This window comes from Synergistaceae bacterium, assembly GCA_017540085.1.
GTDB lineage: Bacteria > Synergistota > Synergistia > Synergistales > Aminobacteriaceae > JAFUXM01.
Window position 1 is genome coordinate 23,328 of the sequence record JAFYBQ010000029.1, and the last position, 14,414, is coordinate 37,741.

The 14,414-nt window shown below is 51.6% G+C and carries 7 protein-coding genes and 1 tRNA gene; 2 read left to right on the forward strand and 6 right to left on the reverse strand.

Translation table 11 applies throughout. From position 1 onward, the window contains the following. Positions 1-105 precede the first annotated feature (105 nt). The 6 genes from IKQ95_06365 to IKQ95_06390 form a co-directional block, all read right to left on the reverse strand. Positions 106-1,383 (reverse strand): 2-hydroxyacyl-CoA dehydratase, encoded by a 1,278-nt coding sequence (locus tag IKQ95_06365; GenBank protein MBR4196318.1) that lies wholly within the window; start codon positions 1,381-1,383, stop codon positions 106-108. Positions 1,384-1,405: 22 nt separating this feature from the next. Further along, complete coding sequence (locus tag IKQ95_06370) at positions 1,406-2,161, reverse strand: CoA activase (GenBank protein ID MBR4196319.1); 756 nt, start codon at positions 2,159-2,161, stop codon at positions 1,406-1,408. Further along, positions 2,161-2,745, reverse strand: a complete 585-nt coding sequence (gene yedF, locus IKQ95_06375) for a sulfurtransferase-like selenium metabolism protein YedF (protein MBR4196320.1) — start codon at positions 2,743-2,745, stop codon at positions 2,161-2,163. The genes IKQ95_06370 and yedF overlap by 1 nt, the downstream gene beginning before the upstream one ends. A gap of 115 nt (positions 2,746-2,860) precedes the next feature. Further along, the gene (locus IKQ95_06380; GenBank protein ID MBR4196321.1) at positions 2,861-5,248 is read right to left on the reverse strand and encodes a putative Ig domain-containing protein; all 2,388 of its coding nucleotides are present in this window, start codon (positions 5,246-5,248) and stop codon (positions 2,861-2,863) included. Positions 5,249-5,477: 229 nt separating this feature from the next. Beyond that, positions 5,478-8,276 (reverse strand): isoleucine--tRNA ligase, encoded by a 2,799-nt coding sequence (gene ileS, locus IKQ95_06385; GenBank protein ID MBR4196322.1) that lies wholly within the window; start codon positions 8,274-8,276, stop codon positions 5,478-5,480. 287 nt (positions 8,277-8,563) lie between these two features. Next, a complete protein-coding gene (locus tag IKQ95_06390; protein MBR4196323.1) occupies positions 8,564-11,212 on the reverse strand; it encodes a pyruvate, phosphate dikinase in 2,649 nt (882 codons plus the stop codon). Between the two features lie 140 nt (positions 11,213-11,352). On the opposite strand from IKQ95_06390, the gene IKQ95_06395 reads away from it, so the two are divergent. Both IKQ95_06395 and IKQ95_06400 read left to right on the forward strand, forming a co-directional pair. Then, positions 11,353-11,425 (forward strand) — tRNA-Glu (locus IKQ95_06395). 105 nt (positions 11,426-11,530) lie between these two features. Continuing rightward, positions 11,531-14,413 (forward strand): hypothetical protein, encoded by a 2,883-nt coding sequence (locus IKQ95_06400; GenBank protein MBR4196324.1) that lies wholly within the window; start codon positions 11,531-11,533, stop codon positions 14,411-14,413. Position 14,414 lies beyond the last annotated feature (1 nt).

The following is a 14,414-nucleotide window of genomic DNA, read 5'->3' on the forward strand; positions in this document are numbered from 1 at the left end:
TATCTCCTTGTTGTGTGAATGCTCAGGATTATACAGCAATAAAAAAATCCCCCCGGCAAATTCCGTCAAGGGGACTCGAACGTCATACAGGCGTGAAAAATTTTGTCAGTTCCCTAACATTTCAATGAACGCTCCGACTCTTGTCCGTAACTGCTCTGTATCCTGGTCGGTGTAATCGGTCTCAATTCCGAGAACGGGAATCCCCTCTTTCTTGAGTTCGCGCTCGACAAAGAAGCCCTCAATGTCATAGATGTTGCAGAATTTGAGATTGAGATCTATAACGCCGTCAGCTTTGTATTCCTTCACGAGGCGTTTAATGTCGTCGATTCTTTCGCTGTTCGGGGTGAAGCACGCGCAGTGAATCCCGCCCATGTATCTTTGTGCGAGGTTGTGAATCATCTCATCGATTGTTGAGCCGGACTCGTCCGTGCATTTCTCGTAGTACCGTATTCCCGTGCACATTTCCTCACAGACGACAGCACCGCCGGAAGTCTCGATTATGTGATGAAGTTTCCAGTTCGGAATCGACAGCGGAGTCCCCGTAAGCAGGATTCTCTTTGTGCCTTTCGGGAACGCTGAGACATTATTCTTTGCACGGTCTTCCATCTCATCGCACAATTTGTTGATTTGCTCCGTGATTCGTGCCGGGTCATCATAAAATGCAATCTGCGTAACAAGAAGTACATCTTTCCCGGTAATCGGAATGTTGTCGAGCTTTCGGAAATTTGCGAGCCTCTGAAGGGCTTTGCGTTTTTTGTTGACGAGGATAATTGCCTCACGCAGTTTTGCGGGTGTAACCTTGTTCCCGGTAAGCTCCTCGCATTTCTTGAGGTAGCCCTTCAATTCGTTCTCCCAGTGCGCGTAATCCTCCGGGCGTTTCATCTGCGGAATGTCCATGACGTGAACGGGCGCATCCTCCGCGAGAATCTCCCAGGCTTTCTTTTTGCCGTCGCAAGTATTCTCACCCACGAACATATCAGCGAGCCTGAAGAATGGACATGTACGGTCAAATCTTGCGCCTAAGCTGGCCTTTATGAGCGGGCATGTTGCGACAGGGAGCTTCTTTTCGCCGCCGGGAACCCAGAACTGAGAGCCGGAGCAAAGTCCCGTAGCGATTGCCCCCGCCGCTATCGGAATTTCGTCAGGGACGTGAATGCAGAATATCCCTACAACTTTTCCGCCGTTCTTTTTGTGTTCGACTAACTCAGCCGGGCGGAGTCCGTGAATCGCTGCCACAACGGAATAAAAGTAGTCCATTCCCTCCGGCCTGTTTTTCTGCGAAAGATAGACGCTCCCGAACATTCCCGGCAGAGCCTCGCACAGTAAATCGTGAGTCTTTACGTCCATCCCAAGAGACTCCCACATAGCGCGGTAATCCATGATAAATTTTTCCCCCTCCGATAAATTATTTTCCCAGCAATGCCGCCCCTATCGCGCCTGCAAATCTCGCGTCAGGGCATGTTCTCACTTCAGCATTGAGAGTTTGCGACAATTTCCCGACAAGGAACGGAGACTCACAGAATCCCCCCGTCAGGAAATATATTCCCGATGTACTTTTGCGGCTTACGAGTGTGGAGACTTTCGCGGCGACAGATCCGACAGCACCGCAGGCAATATCATCGCGAGGAGTCCCAAGTCCCATAAGGCTGACGATTTCGGACTCGGCGAAAACGGTACACATGCTCGAAATTTTGACCTCCTGGCCATGTTCAGCGAGCGCGAAAAATTCCGGCAGTGTCAAACCCATACGGTTGGCCATGACCTCAAGAAATTTCCCGGTGCCTGCCGAGCATTTGTCATTCATCACAAAATCGATGACCCGCCCGCCCTGAAGCACTATAACTTTTGTGTCCTGCCCGCCGATGTCTATCACCGTCAAATCATTTCCGCCCAAGAACGCCGCGCCTTTCCCGTGGCATGTTATCTCCGTGAGAGTTGAGTCAGCGTAGGGGACTGAGACTCGCCCGTAGCCCGTTGCAGTAATCCGCAAATCTTCCCGCGAATATCCCTGCGACAAGAGCCACGCTAGAATCTCGTCTGCTGTCTGTCTGCTGTTCCATCCTGACGGCATTAATTTTCGGGCGATTACGGCGTATTTGTCCCCGCTGAGAATTACGGCCTTTGCCGCGGTTGACCCTATATCGATTCCCGCATATATCATCAGAATATGAGCGTATTGTCCGCGCCCGTAATCATCTCCATAATCTCGAACATGTTGGAGATTGTCCCGGCTTTAACTTTGTCGGTTATGCCGAAATGAGTCGTGCATGTTCCGCAGACAAGTATCTTTGTGCCGAGCTTCTCCAATTCCTGAATGTATCCCAATGCTGACGACTCCGGCAGTACGAGCTTCACTCCCTCATTCATGAACGCCATTACAGCGGGGCGGCGGGACAATTTCGAGATACAGCCGAGAAACGCCTTCATGAGGACTTCGCCAAGCTCCTTGTCGTTTCCTCCGAGAACGTCATGAGCCACAAGAATCGCGAGAAGCTCATCGCGGGGGGCTTCCGGGGCGACCTCGCATGAATCTGCGCGTGTAGCTGTGAGCCTGCGTTCCTGCGAGTCCGGGATTCTGTCGAGGGTTACCGTGTAGCCTTTGCTGTTAAGGAGGCGCGTTACGTTTGAGACGGCTATATCGTTGTCGACTGATACGGTGATGTCCCGTGTGCCTTTCTCGATTTCGGCCTTTGTCATTATGACGGGTTCGGGGCATAACTTGCCCATTGCGTTTATGTGTGTCATGTGAAATATGACTCCTTTTGTGTGAAATGGAATGTCATGGATTGTAGCATTGCCGCGGGGAATGGGATATAGCGAAAAAAATTACCCCCTCCATTTTGGGAAGGGGCATTGTGATTTACCGTCTTGATTTTCTGAAGGGTATTATTGCCGCGAGGATTAATGCGAATGCGGGAAGTGAGTCACAGCCTCCTCCGCCGCCGCTCCCTGTGCCTGAAGAGCTGCCGTACACTGTAACCGTAAACTGTTTTGACGCTCCTGCGTATGAGTTATGCGCGTAAACCGTGAATGTATACTCGCCTGCCTCCGTCAATGTCCCCGAAAGCAAGCCGCTTGACGCATTGAGCGTGAGTCCCGGAGGAAGATTGCCGCCGCTGACAGTCCATGAAAGCCCCGTGCCGTTTGAGCTAAGAGTCTGGCTGTATGATTCTGAGACTGTGCCGCCGGGAAGCGCGGAGGTTGTTATTTCTAGCGGGCTGATTTTTACTGACAGGGTTCGGGATGCTCTTGCTGATCCATATACAGCTGTTGCAGTAAAGCTGAAATTTCCCGAATTTGTCGGAGTACCTGAAATTCTGCCGGATGAATCCATAGCAAGCCCTGCCGGAAGATTCCCTGAAAGTGTCCAAGACGCACCCGAAGGATTTGACAATAACACCGCGCTGTAGGACATTCCCGCAATGCCTTCAGGAAGAGCGGTTGTTGTGATTGTGATTGTTGACGTTCCTGCGTTCACGGTAATGCTGAGTGCTTTTTCCGCACTGTTTGAGCCTGATACAGCCCTGATCGTGAATGATGATGTCCCTGCCGCTGTCGGTGTTCCTGTGATTGCTCCCGTTGAAGAGTTCAGCGACAGTCCCTGCGGAAGACTCCCTGCTGAAACTGACCATGTAACATTTGAGGCACTCGCGGAAAGTACAGCATTGTATGAGGTGTTCACAGTGCCGGAAGGAAGGCTAGTTGTTGTGATTGTGATTGAGGATGTCCCCTGCGCCTGAATCCTGAGCGTGAACCCTTTTGTGGCTGGCGCGCCTGTTTCGGGGCTGGCCTTCACCGTGAAAGTGTAATCCCCTGCTGTTGAAGGAGTCCCTGAGATTGTGCCTGCTGTCCTGTCGAGAGTGAGTCCTTCAGGGAGGCTTGTGCTGTTCGTGAGAGTCCATACGACTGCGGAGGCTGAGTCAGTCGCAAGCACTGCGGTATATGCGCTTCCTGCGACTCCGTCCGGCAATGAAGCTGTAGTGATTGCTATGCTCGGCCCGAACTTAATGCAGCCTTCCTCGCTTGGCACTCCCTGTGCGTTATTGCCTATTCCGTGTTCGGCTGTGCTGTAAAGGTTGCTGCTGATGGTGTAGCTTGCCGCGTCAAGTTTTCCGACAACGCCGCCCATGTTCACGATGTCGCCTGAGATTGTCGCGTATGACTGGTTATTGCGGACTGTCGAGGCGTTCATTAGGCCGACGATTCCGCCGATGCCCTCGGCTGTATTCTCTCCTGCAACTGTTACCAGGGATGAGACATCGCAACTTTCGAGGAGTGTTGACACGCCGATTCTCCCTGCTATTCCACCTGAGGCGTAACGGCCTGTTATGATACTTATTGCGTTTGAGTTAGCCGTTATATTGTTGCTTTGAAGGTTGCCCCCTTCAATATAGCCGACAATGCCGCCCGCATATTGAGTACCTGTTACTGTTCCCGAAAATGTGCAACCCTTTATTGCCTCGAAATTTGCAATATTGGCATAAGCAACTATTCCTCCCGCGTAAGCTGGCTGTATGCCTGAGGCGTAATTACGGGAATAGGCGTATATGCCATCTGAAGCCGCTGTAACAGTGCAGTTTTCTACAGTTCCGCCAGTCATATCAGCGACAATGCCGCCTGCATACCCGGCTTGGTCTGAATTGCCTGATATACCGCTTTTAATTGCACCGTTAAAATTGCAGTTACTGATCAGGCCGTTAGACATATTTCTGACTATACCGCCAGCATATGTGCGAATATCGCTATACCAAAGATAATACCTGCTTTCAATCGTTCCCGTGAAAGTACAATCTTTGACAGAGGCTAAAGAATTAAGGGTATCAGCAACTCCGGCCGCATACTTTCCGTTAAGAGAGCCGCTTACCGTAAGACCTTGCACAGCATAGCCGCCTGGCGTGGCAATTGTCCCGAACAGTGCCGCAATGTTGCTTCCTTCCCTGTCTATATTGACATGGATTGATTTCCCGTTGCCGTCAAAGTGTCCCGTGAACGGATTATCATCAGTACCAATCGACTCCCAGTCAGTTATAGACGAGATATTGAGATTCTGAGTCAGCCTGTAATACATATCCCCCGACTCTGTTCCCGCGTTCACCCTGTCCCGCATAGCAGACAAATCCGCGTTCGTGTCAATCACATACGGATCTGCCTCCGTCCCTGAATGTCCCTCGTTCCAGTAGTCCGCCCACGCGCAAGGGCAGAAAGACACAAGGCACACGACCATGAACAGCGCAATGTATTTCTTCATGAAAAACCCTCCTGCAATGAGTTGACCCGCGAATCAATACCACACATGACCGCGCCCCCCTGCATTACGCAACACAAAACAAGGGAAGCCGTATTTCCCGCCTCATGTAATATTGTATTCTGGATAAAAAAATTATAACACACGTTTTTTTTTCAAGAACAAGTGCAGAATCACCGCGCACAAAAAAACCTCCCCGCTATTTCACAGGGAGGCCGCAAAGTTTCATCTGTTACTCTTCGTTCATCACATGGGCGCAGCGATGGCAGAGTCCGTTAGCGTTCGGATGCTCTTCATACTTCCAGCACCGCGGGCATTTCTCACCGGGCGCAAATCCTCCCGCAATCTTGAACCCCGTATCAGCGTCATCAAAGACATTCGGCAGGGTAAGCTCATCAGCCCACTCAAATTTTGACACTATCACGATGTCGGCAAGCTCTTCCGCCGTGAACGCCCCCTCAAGTTTTGCGAGTCCCTCAGCGCGTTTCACCTGCACAGACGCTTCTAGCGATGTCCCAATTGTCTTGGCCGCCCTCATCGTCTCAAGCATTCGGCTCACAGCTCCCTTCAGCGTTACAGCCTCAGCCCATAACGAATTGAGCGAGTCATTCAGCCGTGAAGAGTCCTGCTCCGGGAAGTCCGCAAGAAACACACTCTCAGGAAGTGAGGCATCAGTCTTCCTCATTTCCTGCCAGATTTCCTCAGCCGTGAAGCTCAGTATAGGCGCAATCATCCGCGTTAAGCACGACAAAATTTCGTACATGGCCGTCTGCGCGCTCCGTCTCGTCAGAGAGTCTTTTGCCTCAACGTATAATCTATCTTTGCTTATGTCGAGGTAGAACGCTGACAGCTCATTGACGCAGAAAGAGTGAATCAGCGACACAGGCACGTGAAATTCATACTCATCAAGCGCATTGCGTACGCGGGCTATTATCCTGTGGAGGCGGTCGAGAATCCATTTGTCCATCGACAGAAGGGACTCATACGGCAGTGATTTACCCGGCGTGAAGTCGTGAAGGTTGCCGAGAAGGAAGCGGGCTGTATTTCGGATTCTCCTGTAAGTCTCGGATAATGTCTTGAGGATGTCATTCGAGATTTTGACATCGTTCCTGTAATCCGTTGACGCTACCCACAAACGCAGAATATCCGCGCCGAACTGATTGCAGACATCGCCGGGTGCTACGGTGTTTCCGAGTGATTTCGACATCTTCCGGCCTTTTCCGTCAAGCGTGAAGCCGTGAGTCAGCACTTCAGAATACGGAGCGCGCCCCTTTATCGCGACTGAGGTCAATAATGACGACTGGAACCACCCGCGGTGCTGGTCGCTGCCCTCAAGATACATATCACACGGCCATGATAACCCGAATTTCTCATTAAGCACCGAAATGTGAGATACTCCCGAATCAAACCAGACATCAAGAATGTTGCTGTCCTTCTCGACGTTGTGAGAGCCGCATTTGTCGCAGCAGGCTTTTTCTCCGAACAATGACTCTAAATCCTCGCGCCACCATATAGATGTCCCGTCCGGGGAAGTTTTCACTTTCTCCGCAAGCATTCTGATACGGTCGGGAGTAAGCGTGAAAGATCCGCAGTCCCTGCACCTTATCGCCGGAACAGGGATTCCCCATACCCTTTGGCGGGAAATGCACCAGTCCGAGCGCGAGCTTACCATGTTATATATCCTGTCGCGCCCCCAGTCGGGAATCCATTTCACTCCCTCGTCGATTACCTTCAATGCCTCGTCCCTGAACTGAGTCACGTTGATGAACCATTGATCTGTGGCGCGGAATATTACCGGGCGTTTGCACCTCCAGCAGTGCGGGTAGCTGTGCGAGATTTTCCCGAACCCTAAGAGTCTTCCTTTGTCGCGTATGAGGTCAATTGCTTTCTTTCCGCCCTCGTCTAATGTCATTCCGCCTACAATAGGTAATTCCTTCTCGAATCTTCCGGCGTGGTCAACTGAGCTGTACACTTTGAGGCCGTATTTGACTCCCGTCTCGTAGTCTTCAACGCCGTGCCCCGGTGAAGTGTGAACGCAGCCTGTTCCCGTCTCAAGCTCTACATAGTCGGCAAGCACTACAAGTATTTCATGCTCGTAGAACGGGTGAAGGGGCTTCATTCTCTCAAGCTCCGCGCCTTTTACTGTCAATATTGCCTCGCCGAAAGTCATTCCCGTGTTGGCCTCGATGGATTTCTTCAGCTCACAGGCGAATGCGTAGACTTTCCCGCCCGACTCGTAGAATCCGTAATCATATTTCGGATGGACTGCAACGCCCGCGCTTGATGGCAGAGTCCACGGAGTCGTCGTCCATATCACTATGTATACATCACGCCCGGAAAGCTCCGGGAATTTCTCGCCCGCTCCGGGTAACGGATACGCGACATAAACGGACGGCGAGTCCTCGTCCCAGTACTCAATTTCCCCGGCGGCTAGGGCTGTCTGGCAGTCAGTGCACCAAAATACCGGCTTCAATCCGCGGTATATGAGTCCTTTCTCTACCATGTCGGCGAATGCGTGAAGCTCTAAGTGTTCATATTCGGGGTCAAGCGTGATATAGGGATGTTCCCATTCACCGAGAACGCCAAGACGCTTGAACTCTTCCCGCTGAACATCGAGATAGTGTAACGCGGTCTGCTTGCACTTTGCGCGGAGTTCTACGGGGTCGACTCCTGTGCCGAGCTTAGAGAGTCCGCCGTCTTTGAGGGATCGCAATTCTATCGGGAGTCCGTGAGTGTCCCAGCCGGGTACGTATGGCGTGTAATGGCCGGTCATAGTCTTTGCTTTGACGATAAAGTCCTTCAATATTTTGTTGAACGCGGTGCCGATGTGAATATCTCCGTTTGCATAGGGCGGGCCGTCGTGGAGCTGGAATTTGTTGGGTGAATGCTCATGTGCGTGAAGTGCTTTGTGATAGATGTCATGAGAGTCCCAGAATTGCAGGAATGACGGCTCACGCTTGGCGAGGTTTGCCCGCATTGGGAAATCTGTTACGGGTAAATTCAGGGTGTCCTTATAGTCTTTTGCCTCCATAAAATTTTGTGCCTCCTTAGTTTTTGGGTGAACAATTCGCAAATATTATCACAAAAATTTTTACCGCAAAAAAAATCCCCCCGGCACAAAACCGAGGGGATAAATTTCTGCCTTTTACTCCCTGTTTTCCACCACGAAAATCACCCCCCTGTTTCCCCCCTTGGCAGGGGGGACGAGGTTCGCCGTGACTCATGCCTCCCCTGCGTAAGGGGAGGGCAGGGTGGGGTCGCAAACCCTGCACAAGGGGAGGTGGTACTTGTGCAGGAGGGGTCATAGGGGGTTGCCTGCTACTTCAGCGCACCCAGTGCCGCATGAGCCGCCGCGACTCTCGCAACAGGCACACGGAACGGCGAGCATGATACGTAGCTCAGTCCTACGCTGTGGCAGAACGCTATACTCTCCGGGTTTCCGCCGTGTTCACCGCAGATTCCTACGGACATTCCCGGGTTGACGGAGCGGCCTTTTTCGACAGCCATTTTCACGAGCTGGCCGGGACCGTCCCTGTCGAGAACAGCAAACGGATTTTCCTTGAACACTCCCTTGTCCACGTACTGGAACAGGAACTTGTTTTCCGCGTCATCGCGTGAGTAGCCTAATGTCGTCTGCGTCAAGTCGTTAGTCCCGCATGAGAAAAACTGCGCGTACTCGGCTAACTGATCCGCAACAAGTGCCGCCCTCGGAAGCTCTATCATTGTTCCGACAAGGTAGCCGAAATCAACGCCGGTTGACTTTTTCACGTCCGCCGCGATTCTGTCAGCCATCTCACGGAAGAATTTCATCTCCGCTTTCGTGCCTACGATGGGTATCATGACTTCAGGCTTTACGGTTACGCCCTGTTTCGTAAGCTCAACGACAGCCTCAAATATCGCGTTCATCTGCATCTCGTAAATTTCCGGGTAAATCATTCCGAGACGGCAGCCCCTGAATCCTAACATCGGGTTGTTCTCGTGGAGCTGGTGAATCTTTTCGAGAACGTTATTCAGCTTCTTGGCTTCTTCCGGCGTGGCTGTCTTGAGGGCTTCGAGTACGTTGGGTTCTTTCGGGAGGAACTCGTGTAACGGCGGGTCTAACAGCCTGATGATAACAGGAAGTCCGTCCATAGCCCTGAATATCCCGATAAAGTCCTCTTTCTGCATGACCTTCAATTTCGCGAGAGCGTCAGCGCGTGCTTTCTTTCCGTCTTCGCCGGCCTCACCAAGCGCGACAATAAGACTCTGCATTACGGGAAGGCGGTCTACTCCCATGAACATATGTTCCGTCCTGCAAAGCCCGACTCCCTTTGCGCCAAAATCACGGGCGCGTTTTGCGTCTTCAGGTGTGTCAGCGTTAGTCCAGACCTGCAATTTTGCGTTCTCGTCAGCCCACGCAAGAATCTTCTTGAAGTCGTCCGTGAATGTCGCTTCGACCATTTTCGCCTCGCCTGCAATGAAATTCCCCGTTGTGCCGTCAACCGTAACCCAGTCGCCTTTCTTGAAGACTCTATCTCCGACAGTGAGAGTCTCTTTCTCAACGTCAATAACCGCCGACTCACATCCGCAGACAGCAGGCTTGCCCATTCCGCGAGCAACAACAGCGGCGTGTGAGGTCATTCCGCCTCTTGACGTTACGACACCCTGAGACGCGAAAAGTCCGTGAATGTCATCGGGGCTAGTCTCAGGACGCGCCAAGATTGTGGGCTTGCCCTGCCTTGACCACTCTTCAGCCTCGTCCGCCGAGAACACGAGCATTCCTGCGCCTGCTCCAGGGGAAGCGGGGAGTCCTTTTGCGATTACGTCAAGTTTTGCTGACTTGTCGACCTGACGATGCAATAACATTTCAACCTGATCCGGGCTTACTCGTGTTACGGCTGTCTTTGTGTCGATGAGTCCCTCGTTCACCATGTCAACGGCGGCTTTCACTGCGGCGGCGGCTGTGCGTTTCCCTGCGCGTGTCTGAAGGATAAAGAGTTTCCCGCGCTCTATCGTGAACTCTACATCCTGCATATCGTGATATGTTTTCTCAAGATTGCTGGTGATTTCGCAGAGCTGCTTGTAGATTTCGGGCATTTCGTTTTCGAGCTGTGCTATCGGCATGGGCGTTCTGATTCCTGCAACGACATCCTCGCCCTGAGCATTGATGAGAAATTCGCCGTATAATTTGTTCTCGCCTGTTGACGGGTTTCGGGTGAAGCAAACGCCTGTACCGCAGTCATTTCCGAGATTGCCGAAAGCCATTGTGATGACGTTTACGGCAGTACCGAGTGAGTCATCAATCTTGTTGATTTTGCGGTAAGTTACGGCGCGGGGGATATTCCAGCTCTTGAAGACTGCCTCAATTGCCCGGCGCAGCTGAATCCACGGGTCTGACGGGAAATCATTGCCCGTTGCGTTTTTGTAGATAGCTTTGTACTCAACGAGTAATTTCTCTAACGCGTCCGCCGGAATCTGATAGTCCTGCTCGACTCCCGCGGCCTTGCGTGTCTTGGCTAATGCTTCCTCGAAAAGGTCAAAATTCACCTCATCAACAACGCTCCCGAACATCTGTATGAATCTCCTGTAGCTGTCGAGGGCAAAGCGTTTATTCCCGGAAGACTCCGCGAGTCCCTTCACGGTTTCGTCATTGAGTCCGAGATTGAGAATCGTCTCCATCATTCCGGGCATTGAGATTGGCGCACCTGACCTTACCGAAACGAGAAGGGGATTCTTTGCGTCATTGAAGCCCTTTCCGGTTTCCTGCTCAAGACGTTTCACCGAGGCTTTTACGTCGTCCCATATCGTGTCCATGATTGAAGGATCCTGCATGTACTTGCGGCAAACTTCCGTAGTGATTACGAATCCTGCGGGAATGGGCAGACCTAACTGAGCCATAGCGCAGAGGTTCGCGCCTTTTCCTCCGAGAAGTAAGCGGTTAGAGCCGTCTCCTTCTTTGAGGCTGTATACAAACTTTTCTGAGGGCATGATATATCACTCTCCGAATAAAATTTTTGCGATGAGTGAATTATAGGGAATTGCGCGGGAAAAATCATCATGTCATTTGCCGGATTTGCTTGCATAAAAATTTTTCTCGTGGTAATATTCCGTTCGTTGCAAAAATAATTGGCCTCATCGACTAGTGGTCTAGGTCGTAGCCCTCTCAAGGCTAAAACACGAGTTCGAACCTCGTTGAGGCTATCAGTACAGGAGCTTCCGTAAATAACACGGAGGCTTTTTTTATGGCCATCATGATTTATAATTAGGCGCAAAGCGGTATCAAGGACAAGGACGGGCGGAATAATCATGACAGAGAAAACAGCGGAAGAAAAGTTAAGGCAGGCTCTTGAAGGAAACATCACAGAAAACAGCACTCACGGACAATCCCAAGAGAAGAGAAAACCTAAGCCCCGCGCAAGAACAAAATCACAGCCCCGCGCAGACATGCCCGAAAATTTAGGCCAGCGCGTTGACTCATTCATGGAAGATTTTGAGCGCAGGATAGAGCAGAGCCTTAACGCTGTTAATTTGCCCTCAGAGCCTCGCGAAATGTCCCGGACTTTTCCCCGCAGGACTCCCAAGCATGAGACTCCCCGAAAGCCTGAGCCACTCCCCGAAATCGCACAGCCTGCACCAATTCGAGAGCCAGCACACGCCGAGACCGTCAATGATTCTCAGCCCATACAGGAAATCATATCGCCCAAACCTGAGACAGTCCCCGAAATCGCACAGCCTGCACCAATTCGCGAGCCTGCACACGCCGAGATCGTCAACGATTCTCAGCCAGCGCACGAAATCATATCTCCCGAATCTGAGACAGTCCCCGAAATCGCACAGCCTGAGCCGATACACGAACCCGCACACGCCGAGACCGTCAATGATTCTCAGTCCGCGCAGAAAATCATATCGCCCAAACCTGAGACAGTCCCCGAAATCGTACAGCCTGCAACAATGCGTGAGTCAGCACACGCCGAGGCCGTCAACGATTCTCAGGCCATACAGGAAATCATATCTCCCGAAATCCCTGAAGCTGTGCCGGAAGAATCTGTAATTATCCCGGACATTGTTCCCGCTGATGATTCACTCACTGAGCACGAGCTGCCCGAAATCCCGGTTATCGAGGCAGATTTTGACCAGCCGCAAAATGACAGCAACATTCAGGAGCTTGAAGGGGATTTGCCCGACATACCGGTGATTACGCCTGATGATAACGGTGAAGCCGATGATTTCCCCGGTGATTTCATTGATGAGACTCCCGCTGATGATTTCACGCAGGAGGAAGACAATCCCGCGCAGGAAAATATTATTGATGAGACGGAAAATGAATCTCAGACAGGATTTCAGGAAGCAGAATTGTTCGAGGCCGTGCAGAATGATGATGACTTTGCCGATGTTGACGATTTCAGCGATGAGCCTATAGACGAGGAACCTGCCCCCGCTGAAGCTGACACTAGCACTGAGACAGATAACTCACAGGAAGATTTTTCCCCGACCGCTGATTTGTCGGTCAAAGTTGATGACGATCTCCCGCAGATTTCAGCGCGTGAGAGGAAGGAGAATGACACCGAAACCGAGTCAGCACCCGTAACAGTAACAATGCCCGAAACTATAGACACCGCCGAGGATAAGCTCATGGCCGACCTTGCAGAAGCCATGACAGGAAGCCCGCTCAATCTCGGAGCGCAGGAACAGCCCGGACTTTACCCCCTCCCTGAAGATTTCCTGGCCAATGTCCCAGACGCGCCGGACTCCCAGCAGTCAGCAGAAGACAAGCTAAAGGCCAACATCGCGCAGGCTCTCTCAGAGTCTCCCATAACAGCCGCGCAGGACAACGCAAGCCAGAGTCTTGAAGATGACATTAACCCGTTCGATGACATTCCCATTCCCGACACACTCATTCAGCGCAGTGATGACATCGAGCCGGAACAGTCCCAAGAAGAAGAGACCCCGCTGAAAATCCCCGCTGATGATGAGACTGACGGACAGCCCGCGGATGATGAGTTTCTCCCGGACTTTAACGCCGATACGGAGAATGACTCACAGAATGATGATGACTCTGACGCGCCTAATGACCCGTTCACGATTCCTGATTTTGGGGATGATGAGACAGAGACCGAGTCCACGTCAGATTTTGAGCCTGATACAGTGCCGGAGAAAGAGCCGGAGCCGGAGACAACAGCGGAAATTTTGCCTGAGACTGAGACAGAGTCGGAGACAGCATCAGATTTTGACCTTCTGCCGGAAGCCGGGACAGTGCCGGATTCAGACAGAATGCTGGAAGCTGAGACTGAGACAGAGCCGGAGACGGTGCCGGATTTTGATACACTGCCGGAAGTCGAGACTGAGCCGGAAAATACTGCTGATGATGATTTACCGTTCCCCGCTGGGGATGAGACAACGCCGGAAGATACGTTGATTCCCTCTGAGCCTTTAACGGAGCAGGAAAGCCTTGAACGCGAAATAGCCGCGATAACTCAGGAGCTTGAGCCGCAGGAAAATATTACGGACACTGAGCCGCAAACTGACATCACAAAAGAGGAGGCACAGCCAGAAAACAAAATGCCGGAAGACAGCCTGATTAATGACAATGCACACGATGACAGCAATAATGATGACTGGGATATTTCAGCACTCGGCGAACTCGGAGCAGCCGCGACAATTCCGGGGGATGATCCCGATGATTTTCACGCCGACAAGGAAACTGTTACAGAGATGATAACTCAGCCTGAAAATATTTCAGAAAACGCAGGAATTTCACAAAGCCCCGAAAATGACCACAAGGAGAAAACTATGGATATTCGCGAAAAATTAGCCAAGCGCAAAAAAGGAAACTCGGACAGCTCATCATCTTCTTCATCATCAGGAAAATTAGCGGGGATTCTTACGCCTTTATTGCTCGGAGCTGTAGCCGTAATAGGCGGGCTTATGCTGTGGCAGATTATGACGTTATCCGACAAAGTTACTTCCCTTGCCATGAACAGCCCCGACTTTGAGCCGTCAGCAAGAGTTGAGGCTAATCCCTCCTATGATTACGCGATAGACTTCATACTTGACCCGAATTTGACCGACAGAATGGCGCAGAGAGGCCGCGAGGGATGGCAAGTTGTCGGCTCACGCAGGACTCAGGACAGCACTACAGGGCAATACGGCTACGAGTTCATATTCATGCGCCGGACTCCGGGGAGGTAAC

Coding starts and splice junctions, on each gene's coding strand:
- IKQ95_06380 (MBR4196321.1), bottom strand. CDS start 5,248: ATGAAGAAATACATTGCGCTGTTCATGGTCGTGTGCCTTGTGTCTTTC.
- yedF (MBR4196320.1), bottom strand. CDS start 2,745: ATGACACACATAAACGCAATGGGCAAGTTATGCCCCGAACCCGTCATA.
- IKQ95_06390 (MBR4196323.1), bottom strand. CDS start 11,212: ATGCCCTCAGAAAAGTTTGTATACAGCCTCAAAGAAGGAGACGGCTCT.
- ileS (MBR4196322.1), bottom strand. CDS start 8,276: ATGGAGGCAAAAGACTATAAGGACACCCTGAATTTACCCGTAACAGAT.
- IKQ95_06370 (MBR4196319.1), bottom strand. CDS start 2,161: ATGATATATGCGGGAATCGATATAGGGTCAACCGCGGCAAAGGCCGTA.
- IKQ95_06400 (MBR4196324.1), top strand. CDS start 11,531: ATGACAGAGAAAACAGCGGAAGAAAAGTTAAGGCAGGCTCTTGAAGGA.